23 protein-coding genes and 1 pseudogene are annotated in these 25,840 nt (G+C 74.3%); 10 read left to right on the top strand and 14 right to left on the bottom strand.

Annotated elements, in window-relative coordinates:
• Window positions 1–2: 2 nt before the first annotated feature.
• A complete protein-coding gene (locus QFZ71_RS26680; RefSeq protein WP_307670692.1) occupies window positions 3–2,153 on the top strand; it encodes a bifunctional serine/threonine-protein kinase/ABC transporter substrate-binding protein in 2,151 nt (716 codons plus the stop codon).
• A gap of 68 nt (window positions 2,154–2,221) precedes the next feature.
• Here the strand turns inward: QFZ71_RS26680 and QFZ71_RS26675 are convergent, their stop codons facing one another.
• Genes QFZ71_RS26675 through QFZ71_RS26655 form a run of 5 tightly spaced genes read right to left on the bottom strand, consistent with a single transcriptional unit; the run spans window position 2,222 to window position 7,196 of the window.
• Complete coding sequence (locus tag QFZ71_RS26675; protein WP_307670691.1) at window positions 2,222–3,475, bottom strand: ABC transporter substrate-binding protein; 1,254 nt, start codon at window positions 3,473–3,475, stop codon at window positions 2,222–2,224.
• Entirely contained in the window at window positions 3,472–4,683 is a 1,212-nt protein-coding gene (locus QFZ71_RS26670) for a branched-chain amino acid ABC transporter permease (RefSeq protein WP_307670690.1), read from the bottom strand. The genes QFZ71_RS26675 and QFZ71_RS26670 overlap by 4 nt, the downstream gene beginning before the upstream one ends.
• Entirely contained in the window at window positions 4,676–5,566 is an 891-nt protein-coding gene (locus tag QFZ71_RS26665) for a branched-chain amino acid ABC transporter permease (RefSeq protein ID WP_307670689.1), read from the bottom strand. Before QFZ71_RS26665 ends, QFZ71_RS26670 begins: the two co-directional genes overlap by 8 nt.
• Entirely contained in the window at window positions 5,563–6,372 is an 810-nt protein-coding gene (locus QFZ71_RS26660) for an ABC transporter ATP-binding protein (RefSeq protein WP_307671596.1), read from the bottom strand. Before QFZ71_RS26660 ends, QFZ71_RS26665 begins: the two co-directional genes overlap by 4 nt.
• Window positions 6,360–7,196: an ABC transporter ATP-binding protein gene (locus QFZ71_RS26655; RefSeq protein ID WP_307670688.1), complete on the bottom strand. Its 837-nt coding sequence runs from the start codon at window positions 7,194–7,196 to the stop codon at window positions 6,360–6,362. The genes QFZ71_RS26660 and QFZ71_RS26655 overlap by 13 nt, the downstream gene beginning before the upstream one ends.
• 283 nt (window positions 7,197–7,479) lie before the next feature.
• Between QFZ71_RS26655 and QFZ71_RS26650 the strand changes: the two genes are divergently transcribed.
• Window positions 7,480–8,232, top strand: a complete 753-nt coding sequence (locus QFZ71_RS26650) for a CdaR family transcriptional regulator (RefSeq protein ID WP_307670687.1) — start codon at window positions 7,480–7,482, stop codon at window positions 8,230–8,232.
• A gap of 206 nt (window positions 8,233–8,438) precedes the next feature.
• Here the strand turns inward: QFZ71_RS26650 and QFZ71_RS26645 are convergent, their stop codons facing one another.
• Window positions 8,439–8,888, bottom strand: a complete 450-nt coding sequence (locus QFZ71_RS26645) for an SRPBCC family protein (protein ID WP_307670686.1) — start codon at window positions 8,886–8,888, stop codon at window positions 8,439–8,441.
• A gap of 179 nt (window positions 8,889–9,067) precedes the next feature.
• Here QFZ71_RS26645 and QFZ71_RS26640 point away from each other — a divergent pair, with 179 nt between their 5' ends.
• Window positions 9,068–9,223, top strand: coding sequence for a DUF6131 family protein (locus QFZ71_RS26640; RefSeq protein ID WP_307670685.1), 156 nt, complete (start codon window positions 9,068–9,070; stop codon window positions 9,221–9,223).
• 213 nt (window positions 9,224–9,436) lie between these two features.
• Here QFZ71_RS26640 and QFZ71_RS26635 read toward each other — a convergent pair whose 3' ends face one another.
• On the bottom strand, window positions 9,437–10,555 hold the full coding sequence (locus tag QFZ71_RS26635; protein ID WP_307671595.1) for a glycerate kinase: 1,119 nt from the start codon (window positions 10,553–10,555) through the stop codon (window positions 9,437–9,439).
• A gap of 321 nt (window positions 10,556–10,876) precedes the next feature.
• Here QFZ71_RS26635 and QFZ71_RS26630 point away from each other — a divergent pair, with 321 nt between their 5' ends.
• Both QFZ71_RS26630 and QFZ71_RS26625 read left to right on the top strand, forming a co-directional pair.
• The gene (locus QFZ71_RS26630; protein ID WP_307670684.1) at window positions 10,877–11,614 is read left to right on the top strand and encodes a dienelactone hydrolase family protein; all 738 of its coding nucleotides are present in this window, start codon (window positions 10,877–10,879) and stop codon (window positions 11,612–11,614) included.
• Window positions 11,615–11,747: 133 nt separating this feature from the next.
• Window positions 11,748–12,245 (top strand): NUDIX hydrolase, encoded by a 498-nt coding sequence (locus tag QFZ71_RS26625; RefSeq protein WP_307670683.1) that lies wholly within the window; start codon window positions 11,748–11,750, stop codon window positions 12,243–12,245.
• A gap of 242 nt (window positions 12,246–12,487) precedes the next feature.
• On the opposite strand, the pseudogene QFZ71_RS26620 reads toward QFZ71_RS26625, so the two are convergent.
• A pseudogene (locus tag QFZ71_RS26620) lies at window positions 12,488–12,689 on the bottom strand (type II toxin-antitoxin system VapB family antitoxin).
• Between the two features lie 173 nt (window positions 12,690–12,862).
• Here QFZ71_RS26620 and QFZ71_RS26615 point away from each other — a divergent pair.
• From QFZ71_RS26615 to QFZ71_RS26605, 3 genes are all read left to right on the top strand, one after another.
• On the top strand, window positions 12,863–13,660 hold the full coding sequence (locus QFZ71_RS26615; protein ID WP_307670682.1) for a 3-hydroxybutyrate dehydrogenase: 798 nt from the start codon (window positions 12,863–12,865) through the stop codon (window positions 13,658–13,660).
• Window positions 13,661–13,822: 162 nt separating this feature from the next.
• A complete protein-coding gene (locus QFZ71_RS26610; RefSeq protein ID WP_307670681.1) occupies window positions 13,823–15,214 on the top strand; it encodes an MFS transporter in 1,392 nt (463 codons plus the stop codon).
• Between the two features lie 112 nt (window positions 15,215–15,326).
• The gene (locus QFZ71_RS26605; protein ID WP_307670680.1) at window positions 15,327–17,231 is read left to right on the top strand and encodes a GAF domain-containing protein; all 1,905 of its coding nucleotides are present in this window, start codon (window positions 15,327–15,329) and stop codon (window positions 17,229–17,231) included.
• A 25-nt stretch (window positions 17,232–17,256) separates the two neighbouring features.
• Here the strand turns inward: QFZ71_RS26605 and QFZ71_RS26600 are convergent, their stop codons facing one another.
• Complete coding sequence (locus QFZ71_RS26600; protein WP_307670679.1) at window positions 17,257–17,661, bottom strand: (2Fe-2S) ferredoxin domain-containing protein; 405 nt, start codon at window positions 17,659–17,661, stop codon at window positions 17,257–17,259.
• 366 nt (window positions 17,662–18,027) lie between these two features.
• On the opposite strand from QFZ71_RS26600, the gene QFZ71_RS26595 reads away from it, so the two are divergent.
• Window positions 18,028–18,615 (top strand): TMEM165/GDT1 family protein, encoded by a 588-nt coding sequence (locus tag QFZ71_RS26595; protein ID WP_307670678.1) that lies wholly within the window; start codon window positions 18,028–18,030, stop codon window positions 18,613–18,615.
• Between the two features lie 65 nt (window positions 18,616–18,680).
• Here the strand turns inward: QFZ71_RS26595 and QFZ71_RS26590 are convergent, their stop codons facing one another.
• The 3 genes from QFZ71_RS26590 to QFZ71_RS26580 all read right to left on the bottom strand — a co-directional run bounded on the left by QFZ71_RS26590 (window position 18,681) and on the right by QFZ71_RS26580 (window position 21,434).
• Window positions 18,681–19,196 carry a methylated-DNA--[protein]-cysteine S-methyltransferase gene (locus tag QFZ71_RS26590; protein WP_307670677.1) on the bottom strand — a complete coding sequence of 172 codons (516 nt, stop codon included), beginning with the start codon at window positions 19,194–19,196 and terminating at the stop codon, window positions 18,681–18,683.
• Window positions 19,197–19,208: 12 nt separating this feature from the next.
• Window positions 19,209–20,681, bottom strand: a complete 1,473-nt coding sequence (locus tag QFZ71_RS26585; RefSeq protein WP_307670676.1) for an AlkA N-terminal domain-containing protein — start codon at window positions 20,679–20,681, stop codon at window positions 19,209–19,211.
• Between the two features lie 216 nt (window positions 20,682–20,897).
• A complete protein-coding gene (locus QFZ71_RS26580) occupies window positions 20,898–21,434 on the bottom strand; it encodes an O-acetyl-ADP-ribose deacetylase (RefSeq protein WP_307670675.1) in 537 nt (178 codons plus the stop codon).
• 197 nt (window positions 21,435–21,631) lie between these two features.
• Here QFZ71_RS26580 and QFZ71_RS26575 point away from each other — a divergent pair, with 197 nt between their 5' ends.
• The gene (locus QFZ71_RS26575; RefSeq protein ID WP_307670674.1) at window positions 21,632–23,143 is read left to right on the top strand and encodes a threonine/serine exporter ThrE family protein; all 1,512 of its coding nucleotides are present in this window, start codon (window positions 21,632–21,634) and stop codon (window positions 23,141–23,143) included.
• Between the two features lie 48 nt (window positions 23,144–23,191).
• On the opposite strand, the gene QFZ71_RS26570 is transcribed toward QFZ71_RS26575, so the two are convergent.
• Window positions 23,192–24,610: an NAD(P)/FAD-dependent oxidoreductase gene (locus QFZ71_RS26570; protein ID WP_307670673.1), complete on the bottom strand. Its 1,419-nt coding sequence runs from the start codon at window positions 24,608–24,610 to the stop codon at window positions 23,192–23,194.
• A gap of 161 nt (window positions 24,611–24,771) precedes the next feature.
• Window positions 24,772–25,617 (bottom strand): inositol monophosphatase family protein, encoded by an 846-nt coding sequence (locus QFZ71_RS26565; protein ID WP_307670672.1) that lies wholly within the window; start codon window positions 25,615–25,617, stop codon window positions 24,772–24,774.
• Between the last annotated feature and the right edge of the window lie 223 nt (window positions 25,618–25,840).

The raw sequence follows: 25,840 nt of genomic DNA, 5'->3' as shown, positions 1-25,840 counted from the left end.
TGATGGAACCGCTCCGTCCCACCGACCCGGCACGGATCGCCGGGTACCGTGTCCTCGGCCGTCTCGGCGCCGGGGGCATGGGCGTGGTGCTGCTGGGCCGTTCGCCCGGCGGCGCGCTGGTGGCGATCAAGCTGATCCGGGCGGAATACGCCGACGACACCGCTTTCCGGGCCCGGTGCCGGCGGGAGGTGGCCATCGCCCGGCAGGTCCGCAACCGGTGGGCGGTGCCGGTGGTGGACGCCGACACCGAAGCCCCGGCCCCGTGGCTGGCCACCGAGTTCGTGCCGGGGCCCGCCCTGAGCGAGGCGGTGTCCGGAGGGGGCCCGCTGCCGGAACGCGGGGTGCGGGCGCTCGGCTCGATGCTCGCGGAGGCGCTGGAAGCCGTCCACGCGGCGGGGCTGGTGCACCGGGACGTGAAGCCGGGCAACGTCCTGCTGGGCCTGGACGGGCCCCGGCTGATCGACTTCGGGATCGCGCGGGCGCTGGACGACACCGTCCTCACCGCGACGGACGTGATCGTCGGCTCCCCCGGATTCCTCTCCCCCGAGCAGGCGCAGGGGAGGCGGATCGGCCCGGCGAGCGACGTCTTCTCGCTGGGCTGCGTCCTGGTGTACGCGGCGACCGGCGGGCGGCCGTTCGGCACCGGGCCGGTGGAGGCGATGCTGTTCCGCACCGTGCACGACGCGGCGGACGTGAGCGCGCTGCCGCCCGGTCTCCTCCCGGTCGTCGGGGCGTGCCTGGCCAAGGACCCCGAGGGCCGTCCGTCGGCGGCCGAGGTCCGGGCCGCGCTCACCGAGGACCTCGCGGGTGGCGGCTGGCTGCCCGCCCCGGTCACGCACCTGATCGCCGAGCGTTCGGCGCGGATGCTCGCTCTGCCCGACATCGACGCGACCAGCCTCGACGCCCGGTCCGGCGACGCCCCGGACACCCGCACCGGGACCGGTGCCGCGAGCACCACGTCCGTCCCGGCTCCGGTCGGCCGCCGCCGCTTCCTCGCGTACGTCACCGGAGGCGCGGCCCTCGCGGCGACCGGAGGGACCGCGGCCTGGCTGGCCTCGTCCGGCGGCGACGGGGAACGCGGGGACGGGAAGGCGGCCCGCCCCGAGCTGCACCTCGGGCTCCAGGCCGATCTGAGCGGACCTTCGGCGGCGGTCGGCAGGGGCCAGGACCGGGCGGCGCGGCTCGCCGTGGCGGAGCACAACGCGCGGCGGGACGCCCCGTTCACGCTGCGCCTGACGACGGTCGACGACGGGGGCGAGGAGGAGCGGGCGACGGCGGCGGTCCGCCGGTTCGCCGAGGACCCGCTGCTGGTGGCGGCCATCGGCGCGACCGGCACCGACGCGGCCCGCGAGGCGCTGGTCGCCTACGACGAGGAGGCCCTGCCGCTGCTGAGCGTGGTCGACGGGGACATCCGGCACCTGAACCGGATCTTCCTGTGCGCCCGGCCGCGCAACGACATGCAGATGCTGCCGGTGGCCGAGTACCTCGGGGCGTACGAGATCGACAAGGTCGCGCTGGTGGACGACGGTACCGAGTACGGTCGGCAGACCACCCGCTTCCTCGACGCGGGGCTGCGCGGCAACGGCCGCACGGTGTTCGCGGAGACCGTACGGGAGGGCCTCCGCGACCTGGACGCGGAGGCCGGGCGGATCGCCGCGAAGCGGCCGGGGGCGGTGGTGTACGGCGGCGGGTGGCGGGACGCCGGGCGGTTCGCCAAGGCCCTGAACAGGGCCGGCTTCCTCGGGCCGAGGATCGCCACCCAGGCCGCGCACGATCCGCGGTTCCTCGCGGAGGCGGGCGCGGACGCGGCGGGGTGGCTGCTCGTCTCGACGGCCGCCGACCCCGGCTCGGTCCCCTCGGTGCACGCCTTCGCCGCCGCCTACCGCGAGCGCTACGACGGCGCGCCGCCGTTGTTCGCCGCCGAGGCGTACGACGCGGTCGGGCTGATCGCCGCCTGCGCCGAGCGGCTGGGCCGGGAGAAGCCGACCCGTCAGGACCTGCTGCCGGCGCTGCGGACGACCTCGTACAAGGGGGTGTCCAAGAGCTACGCCTTCGAGTCCGCCAACGGGATGTACACCGGGACCGGGGTGTTCCTCTACCGCGTGGAGCGGGGGCGGTTCCGGTACGTCGGGATGGACGGCCGGGAGGTCTGAACGCGGGGAGGCGTACGGACCGGGCCGTCCGTACGCCTCCCCGCCGGGCCCGCTTCCGGCCGTGGGACTCAGGAGCCGGGGGTGAAGGATTCGGCGACGGCGGCGACCTCGGCCGGGCGGACCACCTTCAGCCCGCCGGCGGCTGCGGCGTCCGGCTTCATGATGACGCTCTCCCGCGTGGACGGCGCCTTCGGGTCCGAGAAGTCGTGCGTCACCCCGAACTCGGTCCCGTACCCCTTGATCGTGAGGAGCGCCTTGTCGATGCCCTCGCGGGTGAGGTCCTTGTCGTCGCACGCCTTCGACAGCGCTTCGCCGAACAGGGAGGCGGCCGTGTAGCCGGCGACCACACCGTTGTCGAGCACGTCCTTCGGGTACTGGGCGGCGTACTCCTTGGCGAGCTTGGCGGGGCCGTCGCCGGGGTCCCCGATGGGCAGGGTGGAGGAGGCCACGTAGTAGTTCTTGAGCAGGGCGGGGCCCGCCTGGGTCTTCAGCAGCTGGGGGGCGAAGGCCGAGTTGTTGCCGACGACGGGGACGTCGAAGCCGGTGGCCGCGGCGACGCCGACGAGGGAGGCCGCCTGGCGCGGTCCGGCGCTGACGACGACGGCCTTGACCCCGGCCTGCTTGAGGGCGGCGACCTGGGCCGTCATGTCGTTGTCGGTCGGCTTGATCTTCTGCTCGACGACGGTGAGCCCGGCCTCCTTCGCCGCGTGCTTCGAGCCGACGAGGGCGTTCTCGCCGTAGTCGCCCTCGAAGTACACATGCCCGATCTTGTCGCCCTTCACGATCCGCTTCTCCGCGAGGAGGTAGTCGATCAGATTGATCGTCTCGACGTCGTAGGTGGCGCCGATGACCCGGATGTACGGGGAGCCGAGCAGGCTGGCGGACCAGGCCTGGGGCAGCACGACGCCCTTGTCCTGGCCGTCGATGCGCTGCTCGACGGCGGCGACGAACGGGGAGCCGATGAACTGGGCGAACCCCACGACGTCCGGGGCCAGTTCGGTGTACGCGGCGATCGCCTTCTGCGGGTCGTAGCCGTGGTCGCGGACCGTCAGTTCGATCTTCCGGTCGCAGATGCCGCCCTCGTCGTTGGTCTGCTTCACCCACAGCTGCTGCGCCTGGGTGACGCTCTTGCCCAGCGAGGCGTAGACCCCGGTCATATCGGTCAGCACGCCGAGGGAGATCGTGGAGGAGGAGACTCCGGGGCCGGTCTTGATCCCGCCCTCGCCCTCCCCGTCGGTCTTGCCGTCGGTCGCCTTGCCGCTGCATCCGACGAGGGTGACGGCGAGGGCCGCGACCACGGCCGTGAGCACTCTCAGTTTCATGACTTCTCCCCTGGATTCTTCGGAGTCGCTGGTTGGTTCGGAGCCGCTGATCGTTCAGGAGGCGCCGGCTGTCGCGGGACCGCCGGCTTCTTCGGTGCCGCCGGCTTCTTCGCGCGGTCGGCGCCGAGGCGGGCGAGGCCGCCGGGCAGGAAGAGGACCACCGCGACCACCGCGGCGCCGTACAGATAGCGGGACGCCTCACCCGGCGCCAGCCCGCCCGTGCCGGGGGCGGAGACCAGCGGCAGGGAGTCGCTGTAGTGGGTGAACACCTGCGGGAGCAGGGAGACGAAGGCGGCCCCGATCACGGCTCCGGCGACGCTGCCCAGCCCGCCGATGACGATCATGGCGAGGTATTCGAGGGACAGGATCATGCCGAAGTACTCGGGCACGGTCCGCTGGAAGACCAGGGCCAGCAGGACGCCCGCGAGGCCGGCGTACATCGAGGACAGGACGAAGACGCCCGCGCGGTAGCGGGCCACCGGCACGCCCATCACCCCGGCCGCGATCCGGTGGTCGCGGATGGCGTTCATGGCCCGTCCCGGCCGGCCGCGCAGCACGCCGCGGGCGAACAGCGCGCTCAGCAGGAGCGCGAGCAGACCCGCGTACCAGAGCTTCTCCGACGCCCCGAACGGGACGGCCGCCACGACGAGTTCGGTGTCGTCGAAGGTGAACCCGAAGAGGGACAGCGGCGGTACGGCCCGGCCGTTGTAACCGCCGGTCAGCGAACCCGCGTTGAACAGGACGTGCTGCCCGATGAAGATCAGGGCGAGGGTCGCGATGCCGAGGTACGCGCCGCGCAGCCGCCCGGCGATGGGGCTGAAGATCCCGCCCGCCGCCCCGGCGAGCAGCACCGCGAGGATCGCGGCGAGCCAGCTGGGCAGCCCGAGCCCGGTCAGTGTGTGCCCGTTCTCCGTGCTGCTCTCCCCCGCCAGGACGCAGTAGCCGTACGCGCCGACGGCGAGGAAGAAGGCGTGCCCCATGGAGAGTTGCCCGGTCGCGCCGGTGAGCATGTTGAGCCCGATGGCTCCGATCGCCGCCACCATCGCGAACAGTCCGGCCTGGAGCCAGAAGCGGTCCACGTAGAACGGAAGCGCCAGGAGCACGAGGGAGCCGAGGAGCACGGCGTACGTCCGGGGGGTGCGCAGCCGGTCGGTGAGGCCCCCCGCGCGGGCGGGCGCCGGGGCGGTTGCGGCGGTGGTGTCAGACACGGGCCAGCTCCTTCGTGCCGAAGAGCCCCGCGGGCCGGATGAGCAGGACCGCCACCATCACCAGGTAGGGCGCCAGATCGCCGATGCCCCGGCCCAGGAAGGAGAGATCGCTCTGGTAGCCGGTGGCGAGCGCCTCGGTGACGCCGACGATCAGTCCGCCGGCCAGCGCCCCGGTGGTGGAGTCGAGGCCGCCGAGGATCGCGGCGGGGAACGCCTTGAGCGCGGCGAGCGAGGTGGCGCGTTCGAGGCCCGGAGTCGGGAAGACGGTGAGGAAGAGGGCGGCGACGGCGGCGAGGGCCCCGGCGACCGCCCAGGCGGCGAGCGACACCCGCCCCAGCCTGATGCCCATGAGCGCCGCCGTCTGCGGGTTCTCGGCGGCGGCCCGCATCGACACGCCCCACGAGGTGTAGCGGAAGGCGAGCAGGAACACCGTGATCAGCAGCCCGGCGGCGAGGAACGCCGCGATCCGGGTGTGGGCGAGGGTGACCCCGCCGACGGTGAGGACCTCGTTGCCCCAGGGGTCCCCGAGGGCGAGCACGTCGGTGCCCATCCTGCGGGTGAGTTCGGTGATCAGGAGGATGTCGACGCCGATGGTGACGATGGCCAGGACGCTGTGGTCGCTGCCCCGGTAGCGGCGCATCACGAAGAACTCGATGGCCGCCCCGACGGACGCGGCCCCCGCGATCCCGACGAGCAGCGCGGGCCAGAACCCGATGTCGTCGTGGAGCACGGCGGTGACGTAGCCGCCCGCCAGCAGCAGCGAGGCGTGGGCGAAGTTGACGACCTCGGTGGCCTTGAAGATGACGACGAAGCCGAGCGCTATGAGGGCGTAGACCGAGCCGATCGACAGGCCGCCGAGGAGGAGTTCGACGAAGGTGGTCATTGCGGTGCTCCCAAGTAGGCCTGGACGACGGCCGGATCGTTCTGGACCTCGGCGGGGGCGCCTCCGGCGATCCGGCGTCCGAAGTCGAGTACGGTCACCGCGTCCGCGAGTCGCATCACCACCCCCATGTCGTGCTCGACCAGGACGATGGAGATGCCGAGGCTGTCGCGCACGTCGGCGACGACGGCGGCGGTGCGGCGGCGCTCGTCCGCGGTCATCCCGGCGATCGGCTCGTCCAGCAGCAGGACCTTCGGCTCCATGCACAGGGCGCGGCCGAGTTCGACGAGCTTCTGCTGCCCGTACGGGAGGGAGCCCGCCGGGCGCTCCAACTCCTTGTCGAGACCGATGAATTCGGCGATCTCCCGGACCCGCTCCCGGTGCCGCCGTTCCTCGCGGGCGGCGGAGGGCAGCCGCAGGCCGGTGGCGAGGAACCCGGCGCGGGTGAGCCGGTGGCGGCCCAGCAGGAGGCTGTCGGCGACGGTGGCGTGCGGGGGCAGCGCCAGGTTCTGGAAGGTCCGGGCGACGCCGAGGTCCGCGATGGCGTGCGGCGGGAGCCCGGTGAGTTCGGCGTCCCCGAGACGGACGTGCCCGGAGGTGGCGCGGTAGACCCCGGACAGGACGTTGAAGCAGGTCGACTTGCCGGCGCCGTTGGGTCCGATGACGGCGTGCACGCTGCCCGGTTCCACGGTGAAGGAGACGCCGTCGAGGGCGGTGAGCCCGGCGAAGCGCACGGTGACGTCCTGTACGGCGAGGGCGTCCGCGACGGCGCCCGAGGGGGCGGTCGCTGCGGCGGTCACGCGGACCACCTGCTCGGGGCGGGCCGGCTCGGATCGGCCGGGTCCCATCTGCTGAGGGTGCGCCGGACCCGGTCGGCCGGTTCGGTGTCGGCCGCCGCGTCCTCGTCGACGACGCCGAGATAGCGGCGGCGCACCTCGTCGGAGGCGGCGAGTTCGTCGGCCGGCCCGGACAGGGCGACCTCGCCGACGTCGAGGACGTATGCCGTGGAGGCGAGCCGCAGGGCGATCGCCGCGTTCTGCTCGACGAGCATGACGGAGGTGCCGCCCGCGTTGATCTCCCGCACGGTGTCCGCGATCCTGGCCGCCATCAGCGGGGCGAGGCCGAGCGAGGGCTCGTCCAGCAGGAGCAGCCGGGGCCCCGCCATCAGGGCGCGGCCCATCGCCAGCATCTGCTGCTCGCCACCGGACAGCAGCCCGGCCCGCTGGTGCGCGCGGTCGGCGAGCACCGGGAACAGCTCGTGCACGCGAGTCAGGGCGGCGCTCGTCTCCTTGCGTCCGCCCCGTGCTCCGAGGGTGCCCGCCCGCAGGTTGTCGGCCACCGTCATCCGGGCGAAGACCTGCCGGCCCTCCGGTACCTGGACCACTCCGGCGGCCACCACCTGGGCGGGTCGCAGCCCTTCCAGCGGGCGGCCGTCGAACCGGATGGTCCCGCTCCCCGTCCCCCGGTGGAAGCCGAGGGTCCGCGAGACGGCCCGCAGCAGCGTGGTCTTGCCCGCGCCGTTGCCGCCGAGCACGGCGGTGATCCCGCCGTCCGGCACCTCGACGGAGACGTCACGCAGCGCCCGGACCGGGCCGTACCCGACGGACAGCCCGCGGATCTCCAGCGTCGCCATATGTGTTCCTCCTTCCGCCATGTCGTGTCGCGCACAGCGCGTCGGTCGTGCTCTGCCGTGCCCCGCCCCGGCGTGGTGCTCGTTCGGGGGGTGGTGCCACAGACCAGCACCGGGCCGGGCCGCACGTCCACGGCGCGGGGCCGACTCGATGCGGGCGACCAGCCGATACAGGGCCTCGTTGTGCACGTGCACAGACGCGCGTACGGGCAGGGCGCCCGGCCGGGCGGCCGGTGGCATCCTCATCGGTCGTCAGGAGCGCCCGGACCCGGGGACGGAGCGGCGGATGCGGCGTGGGACGCGGTACGGGGCGCTGCTCGCCCCGCTGCTGGCGGGCGGGGCGCGGCCGGACCTGGTGGCGGACGCGGCGGACGGCCTCGGGCTGCCGGAGCGGGGGTGGTTCGCGGTGGTGGTGCTGGGCGCGCCCGCGCCGGAGGCGGCGGTGCCGGAGGGCCCGGACGCGGACGGGACGCGCTGGTGGTGGGGCGCGGCGGAGCGTTCACCGGGGGCGGCGGAGAGCGGGGCGGCGTACGCGGACGTCGCGGTGGTGCTGCTCGGCGCGACGGGGCCGGCCGGGGCGGTGGCACGGCTCGCGGAGCGCGGTGCGGGGCCGGGTGGCATGAGCCCGGTGGTGGGCTCGCCGGCGGAGCTGGGCGCGGCGCTGCGCCTGGCGGGTACGGCGCTGCTGACGTGCGCGCCGGGCTGCCGGGGGGTCGTACGGCTCGACGAGCGGCTGCCGGCGGCCCTGCTGGTGAGCCGTCCCGAGCTGGCGGCCCGGCTCCTCGCGGAGGTGCTCGGGCCACTCCTGGAGCTGGTCCCGGCGGAGCGCGCGCTGCTGGTGGGGACGGTGGAGGCGTGGCTGGAGTGCGGGGGCTCGGTGGGGCGGGCCGCGGTGCGGCTGCGGTGTCACCGGAACACGGTCTTCAACCGGCTGCGGCGGCTGGAGCGGCTCACCGCGCGCTCGTTGACGCGGCCGCGCGAGCTGGTGGAACTGGTGCTCGCGCTGGAGGCGTTGAGGCTGTCGCCGGGGGCGTCGTGAGGGGCTCGTGCGGTCCGGGCCCGGCGGCGGCCCCGGACGCGCGAGGACCGGGGCGGACACCCGCCCCACGGTGTTCGCCGGGGAACGTACGCCCGTCCGGCGACGGCCGCCGGTGCGGCCGCCGCCGGACGGGGCTGATCGTCGCGGGCGGCACCGGCCTCCCGACGCGGCGCGGAAGCGCGCCGTGCCGGGAGGGGAGGCCGGTGTCAGGCGGTGCCCCGCCAGGCGCCGGTCGCGGTGCCGCGCTTCTCGATGAACTCCTTGAAGTTCTTCAGATCGTCCTTGGCCTGGCGGCGGACGAAGCCGAGCTTGTCGCCGACGGTGTCGGCGATGCCCTGCGGGTCGTGGTCCAGCTGCAGCATCACCTTGGTGTGCGTGTCGTCCAGGCGGTGGAAGGTGACGACGCCGGCCTGGCGGACCTCGCCCGCCACGGTGGACCACGCGACCCGTTCGTCGGGGATCTGCTCGGTGATCTCCGCGTCGAACTCACGGCTCACCCCGTCCACCTTGGTCCGCCAGTGGGTCAGTGTGGGCGTGCGCTGCTCGATGTGCTGCACCGCGTCCATGAACTGCGGGAACTCCTCGAACTGCGTCCACTGGTCGTAGGCCGTGCGCACCGGGACGGCGACCTCGACGGACTCCTCGATCTTCGACATGTTCGCTCCTTGGAGTGATCGGGGTTCGGATGGTGACGCACCGCCGCGTACCCGGCTCCGTCCGCGCGACACCGGTCAGGACGAGATGATCTCCGCCGGCCCGGCTCGGCCCCTCATGTTGTGGTTCGGGCACGGCGAGACGAACCTGGTATCAGGGGGTTTCCAGGATCGGAGGCACCATGATCATCCTCGGCCTCGTCCTTCTGATCATCGGCCTGATCGCCGGTATCGGCGTCCTGTGGACCATCGGGATCATCCTGGTGGCCGTCGGCGCGGTGCTGTGGGTTCTCGGGGCACTGGGGCACGCGGTGGGAGGACGACGGCACTACTGGTAGTCAAGGGTTCCCGCGACCGGTGGCGAGCCCTCCCGCGCGTGGCGGCCACGGGAGGGGCCCGGCGGCAGCCACCGGCTGGAAGTGAGGCCCCGTGGCCCACCGGGACCTCACCTCGCTCCGACGGCTCTCCCCGCGCCGGGTCCCACCCCGCACCGGACCCCTCACCGCACCGGGCCCTGTCCCCCCTCCGGGAACTCCCCGGCCGCGGGGGCGTCAGCCGTGCAGGTGGTCCCGTGCGATGGACTCCGCCACCTGCTCCAACAGCCGGCCGGCCCGGGCCATGGAGACGGCCGGGTCCGGCTCCAGGTCCGCCAGGGCGTAGGCGCGCCGGATGCCCGCCTGCTGAAGGGCCTCACGGGACAGGGCGAGCCGGCCGCAGACGGCGACGGTATCGATCCCGGCCGCACGGGCGGCCGCGGCGACCCCGGCCGGGGCCTTGCCGTGCAGCGTCTGCTCGTCGAGCGACCCCTCGCCGGTGATCACCAGCGTGGCGCGGGCGAGCGCGGGGGCGAAGCCCAGGACGTCGAGCATCACCTCGATGCCGGGGCGGAAGCGGGCACCGAGGGCGACGAGCGCCCCGTAGCCGATGCCTCCCGCCGCGCCCGCGCCGGGAAGCCGAGCCGTTCCGGGGCCCAGGATCGAGGCGTAGTGCGTCAGGGCCGCGTCGAGGACCGCGATGTCCTCCTCGCTCGCGCCCTTCTGCCGCCCGTACACCTCCGGGGCGCCCTTGGGCCCGGTCAGCGGGTTGTCCACGTCACTGGCCAGGACCAGATCGATGTCCTTCAGACGCGGGTCGAGCCCGGAGAGGTCGGCCTCGGCCAGCTCCGCGAGGGGGCCGCCGCCGGGTCCCACGGGCGTGCCGTCCGCGTCCAGGAACCGGGCTCCGAGGGCGGCGAGCATGCCCGCGCCGCCGTCCGTGGTGGCGCTGCCGCCGACCCCGAACACGATGGTCGTCGCCCCCGCCTCCAGGGCGGCCCTCAGCAGTTCGCCCGAGCCGTAGGTGGTGGCCGAGAGCGGGGCGAACACCCCCTCGGGCAGGTGCTGGAGGCCCGACGCCTCCGCCATCTCCACCACGGCGGTGGACCCGCGCAGCGCGTACGCCGCCGTCACCGGGTCCCCGAGCGGGCCGGTCACCCGCGCCTCACGGCGTTCGAACCCGGCGGCCACCGCCGCCGCGACCGTGCCGTCGCCGCCGTCCGCGACCGGCAGGGTCTCCACCGCCAGACCGGGGACGACACGCCGCAGCCCCGCCGTCACCCGCTCCGCGACCTCTACGGCCGTGAGCGAGCCCTTGAACTTGTCCGCCGCGACGAGCACGCGCGCGGCCTTCACATCTGCTCCGTCCGTCACCTTGCATCCCTTGCTTTCGAACAGGCAGTCGCGCCGCCCCGACCCTAACCGCAGGACCCGTGATCTGCCCATGGCCGCCCACGCCGCACGACCGGCCCGGAACGGGAGCCGCCCGCGAGAGACGTACGGCGGGGGCCGGCCTCCACCACCGCGACCGGGCACGTGATCCGACAGCTCCTGCCGCGGGGACGGAAGGGGTGACGGTCCTCGTCGCCCCGCGCCGCACGTCCGGGGCCCCGCGCCGTTCTGCCGCCGGCAGAACACCGCCCGGTTCGCTCTCGGCCATCACTACAGTCCGGTCCCATGACGACGATGACGGCGCGTGCGGTCGCGTATCCGGCCGACGGTCTGACGATGATCGGGTACCTCGCTCTCCCGGCCGGTGCCGGCCCCCGGCCGGCGGTGCTGATCGGACCGGAGGGCATGGGGCTCGGCGACGTCGAGCGCCGCAGGGCCGATGCTCTCGCCGAGCTGGGGTATGTGGCGCTGGCCTTCGACCTTCACGGTGGGCGCTATCTGGGCGACCCCGAGGAGATGCTGGCCCGTTGCCTGCCGCTGCTCGCCGACCCCGACCGGATGCGCGGCATCGGCCACGCGGCGCTCGGCGTGCTGCGCGCCGAACCGCGGACCGATCCCGACCGGATCGCCGCCATCGGCTACGGCACCGGAGGCGCCGTCGCGCTGGAACTCGGGCGCGACGGCGTCGGCCTGCGCGCGATCGGAACGGTCAACGCCACCACCACGGGCCGACCGGGCGAGGCGGCGCGCATTCGCTGCCCGGTGTGGGCCGGAGTCGGGTCGGAGGACCCGATCATGGCGCCCGCGCAACGGAACGCGTTCACCGCCGAGATGCGGGCGGCGGGCATCGACTGGCGCCTCACGGTCTACGGCGGCGCCCTGCACGCCTTCCACCACCCGCCGGTCGACCACCCCACGGTCCCCGGCGTCGGCCACCACCCCCAGCACGCGCGGCGGGCCTGGCGCGACGTCGTCGACCTGCTCGCCGAGTGCCTGCCCGTGACGGAGGCCCCGGAGGTGTGACCCCGGCAGACCGGCCGGGGCCCGTCCCGGCCGGTCGGCGGCGGTACCCGGCAGTCCCCCGGGGTGCGCGACTCCGGTGCGTATCCCGGTCGCACCCCCGTCGGCCGGCCGCACCCCCGTTAGGCTGTCGGCCGTGACGACACCCGACGCCGATTACGCCGCGTACATCGCCGGACTCCCCCGCGTGCTGGCGGGCGCCGCCTCGCTCTTCCGGGATGCCGAGGGGCGCGTCCTCCTCGTCGAGCCGAACTACCGCAAGGGCTGGGTGCTGCCCGGCGGGACCGTCGAGTCGGACGCGGGCGAGAGCCCCCGGCAGGGGGCCCGGCGCGAGACGGCGGAGGAGATCGGCCTCGACGTCGCGCCGGGGCGGCTGCTCGTCGTGGACTGGGTGCCGGGTGTCGGCCGCCCGCCGATCGTGGCCTACCTGTACGACGGCGGGGTTCTCGGCGCCGACCGGTTGGCGGAGATCAGGCTCCAGGAGGAGGAGTTGCTGTCCTGGCGGCTGGTGGCCCCCGCCGACCTGGACGGGTATCTGCTGGGGTCGCTCGGCGGCCGGGTGCGCGCGGCGCTGGAGGTCCTGGCGTCCGGCGACGGGGCGGCGGAGCTGGAGAACGGTGTACGGGTCGCGTAGGAGCGGCTTCCCGCGCGCCGGTACGCCGGGGCAGCGGCCCCACCGACAGCGCGTCGGGCGGAGGCGGGACGGCGGGGACCGTCACCTGCCGCGTACCGGTGGGCGAGCCGGACGAGTGATCAGTCATCCGGCCGGACTGGCGATCCGTCAGCCGGGGGTGGGTTCCGGTCGGACACCGTCTTCGACGTCGTCGTCTCCGAGGGCGGTTCCACCCGGCGGCCCACCCTCCGGCACTCCGCCGGTCAGCCCTGCTGGGCCTCCGGCTTGATCTCCACGTCGCGCGACGTCGCCTCGTGCTCGGCGACGAGCGCTTCGGTGCGGTGGCCGCGCGCGATTGTAGTCGCGCACCACGAGCTCGACAGCGTCCTGGGGGCTTCCCACCCCCGCGAGCACCATGACTTCGACGACGAGTTCGGCATCCAGACTGACAGTCACCTTGGCCATGCGCGGACCCTACCCCGGCGGGTTCGGCGCGCGGGCCGGATCTCCCGAAGCACCCCCGTGCCCCGGAGGTCGCCCGCGCTTCGGGGGGTGGTGCTTTCCGCCACTCACCGGCCGGCCACTGTGGAGTTCCACGCCATGGGATGTCCGGTCGGGTGTCTCTAGCGTTTCCGGCCATGACGAGCCAATCTCACGCAGCGTCCGCTTCCGCCGCACCGGGCGCGGGGGCCGTGGATCTCAGGGGCCGCACCGCTCTCGTGACCGGGGGCGGCAGCGGCATCGGGCGGGCCGTCGCGCAGGCGCTCGCCGGAGCCGGGGCCCTGGTCCACGTGGTCGACCGCGAGGCGGGGACCGCCGAGTCCGTCGCCGCCGGGATCGGCGGGGTGGCCCACGTCGTGGACCTGGCGGACGCCGAGGCGATCAGGTCGCTGCCGACCGGGGTGGACGTGCTGGTCAACAACGCCGGGCTGCAACACGTGGCCGCCATCGAGGAGTTCCCTCCGGCCCGCTTCGAGCTGATCCAGAAGGTGATGGTGACCGCCCCGTTCCTGCTGATGCGGCAGTGCCTTCCGCACATGTACGCCGCCGGATGGGGCCGGATCGTGAACGTCTCCAGCATCCACGGGCTGCGGGCCAGTGCCTTCAAGTCCGCCTACGTCACCGCCAAGCACGGTCTGGAGGGGCTGAGCAAGGTGGCCGCCCTGGAGGGTGCGCCGCACGGGGTGACCAGCAACTGCGTCAATCCCGGCTATGTCCGTACGCCCCTGGTGGAGGGCCAGATCGCGGACCAGGCCGCCGCGCACGGGGTCCCCCCGGAGGAGGTCGTCACCGACATCCTGCTGGACCGCTCCGCGATCAAGCGACTGATCGAGCCCGCGGAGGTGGCCGCGGTCTGCCTCTGGCTCTGCGGCCCCCACACCGGCTACATCACCGGCGCCTCCGTCCCCGTCGACGGGGGCTGGGGCGCGCGCTGACCCACCGTCCTGCGGCCACCCCCTCGGACCGTTCTCCCGCTTCCCGCACCGCCCACGCGCCTCACGCGCCCCCCGCCTCCCTACCGACCGCTCGCCCTCGTCCCCGTCCCCGACCGCACACCGTCCCTGACCCCTCCGCCAACGAAACGCGGTGACTCCCCCATGGGCTCCCCCAGTTCCGTCCAGCCTCCCGCAGGCAGAATCGGCCGCATCGTGGCCGCCGGCCTCGTCGGAACCACCATCGAGTGGTACGACTTCTTCCTCTACGGCTCGGCCGCCGCCCTCGTGTTCAACACGCTGTTCTTCCCCAGCAGCGACCCCCTCGTCGGAACCCTCCTGGCCTTCCTCACGTACGCGGTCGGCTTCGCCGCCCGTCCCCTGGGCGGTGTCGTCTTCGGCCACTACGGCGACAAGATCGGCCGCAAGAAGCTGCTCGTCCTCAGCCTGCTGCTGATGGGCGGCGCCACCTTCGCCATGGGCCTGCTGCCCACCCACGCGAGCATCGGGGTGTGGGCGCCGATCCTGCTGACGGTGCTGCGCCTGGTCCAGGGCTTCGCGCTGGGCGGCGAGTGGGGCGGCGCGGTACTGCTCGTCTCCGAGCACGGCGGCGACTCCCGGCGCGGGTTCTGGGCCTCCTGGCCGCAGTCCGGCGCTCCGGGCGGGAATCTGCTGGCGACCGGGGTGCTGGCGCTGCTGGCCGCCGTCCAGTCCGACGAGGCGTTCCTCGCCTGGGGCTGGCGCGTCCCGTTCCTGCTCTCCGGCGTCCTCGTCATGCTCGGCCTGTGGATCCGGATCTCGGTCGAGGAGTCCCCGGTCTTCCTCGAAGCCCAGCGGAAGTCGGCCGCCGCGGCCGCGCGGGGCGAGAGGGAAGGGGCCCCGGTGGTCCAGGTGTTCCGCAGGAGCTGGCGCGCGGTGCTGCTCGCCATCGGCACGCGTTTCGGCGAGAACATCTCGTACTACGTCCTCACCGCCTTCCTGCTGGTCTACGTGACCGTGCACCTGGAGATGTCCAGGAGCGACGCCCTGAACGCCGTTCTGATCGGCTCCGCGGTGCACTTCGTCACCATCCCGCTGTGGGGTGCGCTCTCGGACCGGCTGGGCCGCCGCCCGGTGACGCTGATCGGCGCGGTCGGCATGGCGGGGTGGGCGTTCGGCTTCTTCGCGCTGCTGGACACCGAGTCCTTCCCCGTCATCGTCCTCGCGGTCACCGTCGGCCTGCTGCTGCACGGCGCGATGTACGGTCCGCAGGCGGCGTTCATCTCGGAGATGTTCGACACGAAGGTGCGCTACTCCGGGGCGTCGATGGGCTCCCAGCTCGCCTCGATCATCGGCGGCGCCCTCGCCCCGCTCATCGCGGTCGAACTGCTCAAGGACTACGGGTCGTCCGTGCCGATCTCCCTCTACCTGTGCTTCGCCTCCCTGGTCACCGCGGTGACGGTGTGGGTGGCGAAGGAGACCCGGGGCAGGGATCTCACGAAGGACGGCGTCGACGCCGCCGCGCCCTCCGCCGCACCGGCCGGGGTCGGCAAGGACTCGGTCCCCCTGGGCGGCTGAGGCCGCTCCTACCGGTCCCCCGCGCGGGCCGTACCGCACCGCTCCGGCGGCCGGTGCGGCCCGTGCCGCACAGCAACCCCGCCGCCGCACCGCCCCGGAAGGCCATCACCGTATGCTCACCGGCGTGACACCACCGGCAGCCCAGCACGCCGCGCCCGCCCTGCGCCGGCTCCTCGACCTGCTGGCGCGGGGCGCGGCCGCCGAGGAGTTCGACCGGCCGGCGGCCGACGCCCGGCGGGCGGGGGCCTCCGCCGCCGAGCTGACCGAGATCGCCGAGGCCGCCGCCGTGGCGCTGCGGATCCGGCGCACGCTCGGTCAGCACCGGGTGCGCGAGGCACAGCTCACCGCCCTGTTCGACACGGCCAGCGACCTGGCGGCCCTGCGGGACCTGGACGCGGTGCTGCGGGCCATCGTGCACCGGGCGAAGCTGCTGCTCGGCACGGACGTCGCCTACCTGTCCCTCAACGACGACGCCGCGGGCGACACGTACATGCGGGTCACCGACGGGTCGGTGGCCGAGGCGTTCCAGCGGGTGCGGCTCGGGATGGGCGAGGGGCTCGGCGGGCTGGTGGCGCAGACCGCCCGCCCGTACGCCACCGGGGACTACCAGGCCGACACCCGGTTCCACCACACCGCCACCATCGACGGCGCGGTCCTGGACGAGGGGCTGCGGGCGATCCTCGGGGTGCCGCTGCGGCTGGGCGCCCGCGTCATCGGAGTCCTGTACGCGGCCGACCGGGCTCCGCGCGAGTTCGCCGCCGCCGAGGTGGCCCTCCTCTCCTCGCTGGCCGACCACGCGGCGATCGCCATCGACGGGGCCCGCCTGCTGGAGGAGACCCGTGCCGCGCTGGTCGACCTCAACGCGGCGTCGGAGACCATCCGGACGCACAGCGAGGCGATGCGCCGCGCCGAGGAGGCGCACGACCAGCTCACCGACCTCGTCCTCCAGGGCGGCGGGGCCGACGACGTCGCGGCGGCCCTGGCCGACATCCTGGACGGCGGCATCCTCATCCACGACGCGGACGGCGCGGAGCTGGCCCGTGCCCGCTCCGGGCCGCTGCCGCAGCCGGTCCCGGCGGTCTCCGCCTCCCGGACGAGGGGCCGGGCGGTCGCGCCGGACGGCACCTGGGTCTGCGCCGTCCTCGCCGGACCCGAACTCCTCGGCTCCATCGCGCTGACCGGCCGGGCGGGTCTCGCGGACGCCGACCGGCGGCTGTTCGAACGGGCCGGCGTGGTCACCGCGCTGCTCATGCTGCTGCGCCGGTCGGTCGCCGAGACGGAGGACCGGGTCCGGGGCGAGCTGCTGGGTGACCTGCTCGCACGCACCGGCGACCCCGGCACCCTGACGGCCCGCGCCCGGCGGCTGGGGGTCGATCTGGGCCGCCGCCACAGCGTGTTCGTCGCGCACAGCGAGGTGGCCCCGCGCCACCGGCTGCTGGCCGCCACCGCCCGGAGCGCGCGGGCCCCGCACGGTCTGGCCGGGCTCCACCACGACCAGGTCGTCCTGATCGCGCCGTGCGACGCGCCGGGCGAGTCCGCGCAGTCACTCGCCGCCGAGCTGGGCCAGGCGGTCGGCTGCCCCGTCACGGTCGGCGCGGCGGGTCCCGCCACGGGTCCGGCCGAGCTGCCCGACGCGCACGGCGAGGCCGCCCGCTGCCTGTCCGCGCTGCGCGCCCTCGGGCGCGCCGGGAGCGGCGGGGCCGTCGCGGACCTGGGGTTCCTCGGCGTGCTGCTGGGCGACGAAGCGGATCTGGAGGGGTACGTACGGCGGACGCTGGGTCCGGTGCTCGACTACGACGAACGGCGCGGGACCGACCTGGTCACCACGTTGGACGCCTATTTCGCCGCGGGCGCGAGCCTGACCCGGACCAAGGCGTCGCTGCACGTCCATGTGAACACCGTGGTGCAGCGGCTGGAGCGCGTCGGCCGGCTCCTCGGCCAGGACTGGAACGCGCCCGCCCGCACGCTGGAGATCCAGCTGGCCCTGCGGCTGCACCGGCTGACGCGGGGTCCGTGAGGGTGCGCACCCGGCGGCTGGGGCGTCAGCCGTCCAGGCCCGCCGAGACCCGGCGCGAGGGCTTGAAGACGTACAGGTCGAGGATGTCCGGGGGGTCCGCGAGCCCCGGACCGCCGGCCGCCGCCCAGGTCACGATGTCCTGCACGGCGTGCTCGTCGTTGACCAGGCCGAGCCAGACCGGCCGCCCGCCGGCCCCGCGCCCCTCGGCGGAGGGCTGTACGACGATCACGTTGCCCTGCTCGCAGGCGTCCAGGCACTCGACCGCCCGTACGGTCGCGGCGCCTTCCAGGCCCGTGCGGAGGCGAGCCAGCTGGGCCGCGTGGTCGACGCCCGGGATCTTCCCGGTGCCGCAGCAGCAGCCCCGGCAGACGCTGACGGTGGGACGGGTGGCGCCCCGGGCGGGAACGTCCTTGCGGGTGCGGCGGCTCATCGGGGCACTTTCCGTCGCGGTGGGCGGGGTGGGGACCACCGTGGTCCGGGTGATCACGGCGACTCTACCGAGGCATCCGCCGTTCGAACACCAGCACCCCGGCCGGAACGGGTGGGGTATCGTTGACGGCTGCGAAGGGGAGTAGCCCCGCAAACCGGTCGTCGACACACTGGAGCCCTCGGGCTCCCGGTGGCCGGGCTCGTGGATGCTGAGAAGGCGTCACGGGTGGGCGAGACCTTCGGTCCTGTATGACACGTCCACGTCCTGTGGGCGTCGCCGTCATGCCGGGCCGAGTGGTCCTCCGAAAGAGCCCCAGCGGCGCTTCGCGAAGATCCGGGGCCCGGCTCGCACAGAAAGCCGACCGGAATGCATCTCGACCTTCTGGCGATCATCACCGCTTTCGGGCTGATCTTCCTCGCGGAGCTCCCCGACAAGACGATGTTCGCGTCGCTGGCCATGGGCACGCGGATGCGCCCGCTCTACGTGTGGTTCGGCACGTCGTCCGCGTTCATCGTGCACGTCGCCATCGCCGTGGGCGCGGGCGGCCTCCTCGGACTGCTGCCCGACTGGATCGTCAAGCTCGTCTCGGCCTCGCTCTTCGCGCTCGGCGCGTTCCTCCTGCTGCGCGGCAGCGGCGGGGACGACGACGAGGAGGAGGCCGAGGTGAAGACCGTGACCGGTTTCTGGCCGGTCTACTCGACCGCGTTCATGGCGGTCTTCATCAGCGAGTGGGGCGATCTGACGCAGATCACCACCGCCAACCTGGCGGCGAGCAACGGCGCGTGGTCCACGGCGATCGGTTCGGCCGCCGCCCTGATGTCCGTCTCCGCGCTGGCGCTGCTGGCGGGCAAGTTCATTGCGAAGCGCGTACCGCTGAAGACCGTGCAGCGCGTCGGTGGTCTCTGCATGCTGGGCCTCGCCGTCTGGACGGCCGTGGAGATCTTCACCGGCTGACGGGCAGTCCGGCGGGGCCGGGGCGTGGCGGGTCCGGCACGCCGTCCGGTACGCCCGGCCCACGGTCAGAACAGCGGCTGGGCCTGGACCCCGCCCCGTGTCCCGCCGCTCTCGAACGCGAGCAGCCGCTGCTTGCGGTCCAGGCCGCCCCCGTAGCCGGTGAGGCTTCCGGAGGCTCCGATCACCCGGTGGCACGGGACGATGATCCCGAGCGGGTTCTTGCCGTTGGCCAGGCCGACCGCGCGGGACGCGCCCGGTTTGCCGAGCTGCTCGGCCAGGTCTCCGTACGTACGCGTCTCGCCGTACGGGATCTTCAGGAGTTCCGCCCAGACGCTCTGCTGGAACGGCGTGCCGGCCAGGGACATCGGGAGGTCGAAGGCCGTGCGGTCCCCGGCGAAGTACTCGCCGAGCTGCCGGATCGTCTCGCCGAAGGGCTCGGGGTCCGGGACGCCGAAGGTCTCCTCGGCGGGCCGGTGGCGCTGGTCGGTCATGTAGAGGGCCGACAGGACGCGGTCGGTGGCGACGAGCGTCAGCGGACCGTAGGGGCTGTCGACGACGGTGTGCTGCTTGGTCGTGGTCATGGGGGGGCTCCTTCAGGCGGGCAGGTGGTTGACGGGGTGGTCGTCCACCGTCCAGAGGTACTGCACGGCGTAGGCCCGCCAGGGGCGCCAGTCGGCGGCCCGTGCGGTGAGGGCGGCGGGGGTGGCCGGGAGGCCGAGCCGTTCGGCCGCGCGCCGGATGCCGAGGTCGGTGGGGAGGAAGGCGTCGGGGTCGCCGAGGGCCCGCATGGCGATGGACTCCACCGTCCAGGGGCCGAATCCGGGCAGCGCGGAGAGTGCGGCCCGTGCCTCCTCCCAGTCGGTGTCGGTGTCGAGCCGCAACCGGTCCTCCGCGAGGGCGGCGACGAGGGTGGTGAGCGTGGTGCGGCGGGTACGCGGCAGCGCCAGGGCCTCCGGGTCGAGGCCCGCCAGCGCTCCGGGCGTCGGGAAGAGGTGCGTGAGCCCGCCCTCGGGATCGTCGACCGGGGTGCCGTGGGCGGTGACCAGCCGGGCGGCGTGGGTGCGGGCGGCGGCGGTGGAGACCTGCTGGCCGAGTACCGCGCGTACGGCGAACTCCGCCCCGTCCACGGTGCGCGGCACCCGGCGGCCGGGGCCCGCGCCGACCAGGGGGGCGAGGAGCGGGTCCATGCTCAGCCGGGCGTCGACGGCGACCGGGTCCGCGTCCAGGTCGAGGAGCCAGCGGCAGCGGCTGATGGCCCGTGTGAGGTCGCGGGGGTCGGTCAGGGAGAGCCGGCAGGCGATGTGGTCGGGCTTCGGCGCCAGGGCGACGACGCCGTGCCCGTACGGGAGGGTGAGGGTGCGCCGGTACGCGCCGTCCCGCCACTCCTCGACGCCGGGGACGGCGGTCGCGGCGAGGTGGCCGAAGAGGTTGCTCGGGTTGAGCGGGGCCCGGTACGGCAGGCGGAGAGCGATGACGCCCGGTACGGCGGGGGCGTGCGGGCTGCGGGCCGCGCGGGTGCGCAGGTCGCCGGGGGCCAGGCCGAAGACTTCGCGGACCGTCTCGTTGAAGGTGCGGATCGAGGAGAACCCTGCGGCGAACGCCACCCGGGCCATGGGCAGGGCGGTCGTCTCGATGAGGAGGCGGGCGGTCTGGGCCCGCTGGGCGCGGGCGAGGGCCAGTGGGCCGGCGCCCAGCTCGGCCAGCAGCTGGCGTTCGATCTGGCGGGCCGAGTAGCCGAGCCGGGCGGCGAGACCGCTCACACCCTCGCGGTCGACGACCCCGTCCCGGATGAGGCGCATGGCGCGGGCGACCGAGTCGGCGCGGGCGTTCCACTCGGGGGATCCGGGGCTGGTGTCGGGGCGGCAGCGCTTGCAGGCCCGGAATCCTGCCTGCTGGCAGGCGGCGGCGCTCGGGTAGAAGGTCATGTTGCGGACCTTGGGCGGCACGACGGGGCAGCTGGGGCGGCAGTAGATCCGGGTGGTGAGGACCGCGGTGAAGAACCAGCCGTCGAAGCGGGCGTCCTTGGACTGGACGGCCCGCACGCAGCGCTCGGTGTCGGTGTGCATGAGTCCAGGATGATGCACCGGTCAGCGGCGTGGCTGGCGGAAATCCGACACGGTGGTCGTACGTCGGCCGCAGGGGGACGGCGCATCGGGCACGGGGACGGCGCGGAGATCCGACGGCTGCGCGGCTCCGGCGCGGCGGGCCGGAGCCGGTCCCGCCCCACCACGTTCGCGGCGCCGGTCGGGGCGCGCGTGCGACACGCGGAGCCGGGCGCGTGCTCAGGCGCGCATCGCGAGGACTTCCTCGAACTCCACGTACGCGTGCGCGTCGAAGAGCACGAAGCGCACCTCCTCGACCGGTTCCACCGTTTCCGCCAGGACCGTGCGCACCGCGATCCGCGCCCCGTCGTCCATGGGCCAGCCGTAGATGCCGGTGGAGATCGCCGGGAAGGCGATGGACGTGGCCCCCAACTCGGCTGCCAGCCGCAGGGATGCGCGATAGCAGGAGACGAGCAGGGCGGAACGGTCCTGGACGCCCGAGAACACCGGGCCGACCGTGTGCACGATCCACCGCGCGTCGAGCCGTCCGGCGGTGGTCGCCACGGCCTGCCCGGTGGGCAGGCCCTTGCCGTACCGCGAGGCGCGCAGTTCGCGGCAGGCGGCGAGGATGTCGGGGCCTCCGCGCCGGTGGATGGCGCCGTCGACTCCGCCGCCGCCGAGCAGCGAGGAGTTCGCCGCGTTGACGATGACGTCGACGGACTGGTCGGTGATGTCGCCGCGGACCAGACGTACGGCGGGCGAGACAGAGGTGCTCATGCGGACATCATGCCGCGCGCCGTGAGCCTCCGCCGCCCGGTCGGGCCGACCTGTCGGGCGGAGCGGCGGCCGGTTCACGCGTACGGTGACGCGCGGCCATGCCCTGCCCCTCAACCGTCGACCGAGCAGGCAGAATGCCCCGATATACAACCATTCCGCCGGACATGGCGGCAGATCGGGAGGAAGGTCACGTCCCGGTGTCCTCGCACACGTCGGTTCCCTCGGACGACTCCTCGTCCACGGATGGTTCCTCGTCCTCGGACGCCACCGCGCTCCCGGACGCCTCGCGGGCCCGGGACCGGGCGCGGGTCGGCCGGCCGGCCGGCGACGGCACGTTCCTCGGCAGACGCCGGGCGCGGCGGGAGCAGTTGTCCCGGTTGCGGGACAACGAATCGACTCTGCTGGACCGGCTCTACGGAACGGAGTTCGAGGGGTACACGTTCCCCGAACCGCGCGACGTGGGCGAGAGGACGGCCGTCGCCTGTATGCGGTTCGCCCTGCGCCACGGGCGGGAGCTGTTCCTCGCCGGGGCGGAGACGCGGGCCATCGAGTCGGCGATCGTCGCGGTCACCGCACGCTGGGAGATGGACTGCATGACGGTCGACGTCACCTCGCGGACCATCCAGGCCCAGTACGCGCCGCCGGGCGCCCATACGCTCACCATGATGATGGTGACGGGGTCGGAGGACAGCCGGGATCTGCGGCAGCTCGACGATCTGAGCGCTCTGACGCACCGGGTGCTGGACAAGGGCCTGCGACCGCTCGAAGCCGAGCACGAGCTGACCCGGATCATCTCGCGCAAGGGTTTCTGGCCCTGGTGGACCACCGTGCTGGGAGGCGCGCTCCTGGCGGCCATGCTGTGCGTGCTCGCGTCCGGCACCCCGCAGGCCGCGGCCCTCTCCCCCGTGGTGTTCCTGGTGGGCAACCGGTTCGGTTGGGCGCTGGGGGCGGGCGGCCTGCCCTCGTTCTACGTCACCGCCCTCCAGACCGCCTCGGTGATCGGGCTGACGATTCTCCTGGCGGACGCGCACCTTCTGACCGGCGGCGAGGCGGCCAGCGTCGCGGCGGCCAACATGGTGCTGCTGCTGCCGATCCTGTCCCTGGTGAGCCTCGCGGAGGACGCCATCTCCGGGTTCCGCGCGATGGCGGCCGGGCGGCTGATCAGCGTGGGCATGTTCCTGGGGGCGATGGTCGGCGGGATCGCCCTGGTCGGCTTCCTGCTGCGGGACGCCGACGTGGACGCCCGTAACACCGCTTTCCGCGCACTGCCGTTGGTGCTGTCCCTGGTGACATCGGCCATCGGGGCACTGGGCAACGCGATCTTCATGGGCGGCCCGCCCCGGCTGCTGCCGTGGGTGATGGGCGCGGGGGTGCTCGCCGGTCTGGTCAACGGCGTCCTGCACCAGGAGCTGGGGCAGCCCACCCCGATGGCGGCCCTGGGCGCGGCCGCGGTCCTGGGCGCGGCGGCCGGGGCATTGGCGCCGTCCCTGCACATTCCGTCGCGCTCCCTGGTGGTGCCCGGCATCGCGGGGGCCCTGCTGCCGGGGCCCGACGTCTACCGCAGCCTGCTCCAGTACGGGCTGCACGTGCCCGGAGCGGGCGGCTACGCGGTGCAGGCCTTCGTCACCACGGCCGCGATCGGCGTCGGGACCGTGCTCGGCAGCCAGTTGGGCGGAGCGGCGCAACGGCGCTGGGCACCCGCACTGTGAGCGGCGCGGGCGGACGCGAGCCGTCCGCCCGGTCGGGGAACGGGCGGCTCAGGAAGAGGCCCGCAGCTGTCTCCATACGGCCTTGGCGGCGTGATGGCCGGACATTCCGTGCACGCCGGGGCCCGGCGGGGTGGCCGAGGAGCAGAGGAACACGGCGGGGTGTGCGGTGGCGTACGGGACGCGGGCGAGCTTCGGGCGGATCAGGGTCTGCAGGCCGGCGAAGGCCCCGCACGCGATGTCGCCGCCGACGTAGTTGGCGTTGCGCGCGGCGAGTCGGGGCGGCCCCGCGAGCGCGCGGGCCAGCACCAGATCACGGAACCCGGGGGCGAAGCGCTCCAGTTGGCGTTCGATGACCTCGGTGGCGTCGCCCTCCCAGCCCGCCGGGACATGTCCGTACACCCAGAAGACATGGCGTCCTTCGGGAGCGCGGGTGGGGTCGGTGAGGCTGGGCTGGGCGGTGATGAGGAAGGGCTTGTCCGGGTCACGGCCCTCGACCGCGGCGCGCAGGGCGGTGTCGATGGCTCCGGCGGTGGGCCCGATGTGGACGGTGCCGGCGCGGCGTGCCGCCTCCGCGGTCCAGGGGACGGGACCGGAGAGCGCGTAGTCGATCTTGAAGGCGGAGGCCCCGTAGCGGTAGCCCCGGTAGGCGCTGCCGAGGCCGGCGATCCGGGCCAGGGCCGAGGGCGAGGTGTCGAAGATGTAGGCGCGCGCGGGCGGGAGTTCGTCCAGTCGCTTGACCTCGCTGCCGGTGCGGATCGTGCCGCCGTGTTCGCGGAGCAGGGCGGCGAGGGCGTCGGAGATGGCCTGGGAGCCGCCGCGCGGCACCGGCCAGCCGTTCTCGTGGGCGGCGAGCGCGAAGACGAGGGCGATCGCCGAGGTGGCGAAGCCGCTGGTGGGCGCTATGGCGTGGGCGGCGAGCCCGGCGAAGAGGCCGCGGGCCTTCGCGCCCCGGAAGCGCCGGGAGACCCAGGTGGCGGGCTGGAGGCCGAGCAGTCCGAAGCGGGCCAGTCGGTAGGGGTCGCGGGGCAGCCCGTCCCAGGGGGTGCGCAGGAAGTCGGCGGCCAGGGTGTCCCAGCGGCCGAGGAAGGGCGCCATGAGGCGGCGGTACGCTCCGGCGTCCACGGCCCCCAGCGACATGGCGCTCTCGCCGACGGAGCGGGTGAGCGTGGCGGCCGTCCCGTCCGGGAAGGGGTGGGCGAGATCGACCTCGGGGTGCAGCCACTCGAGTCCGTGCCGGGCCAGGGGCATCGCCCGGAACGCGGGCGAGCCGATGCCGAGGGGGTGCACGGCGGAGCAGGGGTCGTGCCGGAAGCCCGGCAGCGTCAGCTCTTCGGTGCTGGCCCCTCCCCCGACGCTGTCGTGCGCCTCGTGCACCTCCACGGCGAGTCCACGGCGGGCCAGTTCGGCGGCGGCGGTCAGCCCGTTGGGCCCGGCCCCCACGACCACCGCGTCGAGCATCGAGGTCACCTGGGACTCCTTCGTCGGCCGGTGGGCGGAGACCCAGGATATTCGGGGACACCGCCCACGCGGAGGCGGGACCCCCGGCGGGGCGCTCGGACCGGCGGGTGCCTGCGGCCGGGGAGCGGGGCTCACGCCGGCCGGCGGCCCGGAGAGGGGGCCGGCGGGGGTCAGCCGCCCGCGCGCAGGGCGGTCAGGACGCGCCGGGCGGTCGCCTCGTCGCGGGCGGCCGTGAACGGCAGGTCGTTGCCGCCCGCGATCCGGAACGGAGCACCGGAGAGGGTGGACTGGACGCCGCCCGCCTCGGTGACCAGGAGCAGTCCGGCGGCGTGGTCCCAGGCGTACTCCCAGTTGAAGGCGGTGGCGTCCAGGTCGCCGCGGGCCACCGCCAGGTACTCCAGCCCAGCCGAGCCGCAGGGGCGGGCCGCGATGCCCTCGGTGCGCAGGCCGAGCAGGGCCCGCTTCTGGGCGTCGGTGGTGTAGTCGGGGTGCGACATCGCCACCTCCAGGACGGCTCCGGGGGCGGGCGACCCGGCCCGTAGCGGCGCTCCGTCGAGCGTGGCGCCCCGGCCGCGTACGGCCACGGCCATCTCGTCCAGGACCGGTGCGTAGGTCCAGGAGGCGTGGACCTCTCCGTGCAGGGCGAGGGCGACGAGGGTGCAGAAGCCGGCCTCGCCCCGCACGAACTGACGGGTGCCGTCGACCGGGTCCACGATCCAGACCGGGGCGTCGCCGCCGAGGGCGTCGTAGACCGCCGGATCGGCGTGCACGGACTCCTCCCCGACGACGACCGAACCGGGCAGCAGTGCGGTGAGGGCGGCGGTGAGGTGCTCCTCGGCCAGCCGGTCGGCGGCGGTGACCAGGTCGTGCGGGCCGCTCTTCTCGATGATCTCGTGGGCGGCCAGTTTCCGGTGGCGGGGCATGATCTCGGCCGCCGCCGCGGCGCGCACGGCGGCCTCGACCTCGGCGAGCGGTCCGGTGGGGCCGGGGGTCCCGTGAAGGAAGTCATCGATCATGGCTCCAGCCAATCACGGCGGTGCGAGCCCTCGCCCCGCGGGTGATCGCGGGCATCCCCGTCGCGCGCCCGCGCCTGCCGCCGGTCCGCCCTCCGGAGGGTTCGGGGCGGCTGCGCGGGGCAGGCGATCCGCCGGACGGCCGATCACCGCCGACGCGTCGGGAGCCACTTCCCGGCACGGGCGTGCGGGACGCCGATCCTGGCCGGACCGGGCCTACCGTCGG

The organism is Streptomyces sp. V2I9 (assembly GCF_030817475.1).
Classification (GTDB): domain Bacteria; phylum Actinomycetota; class Actinomycetes; order Streptomycetales; family Streptomycetaceae; genus Streptomyces.
The sequence above is the reverse complement of the archived record's forward strand: the minus strand, read 5'-3'. Positions and strand labels throughout refer to the sequence as shown.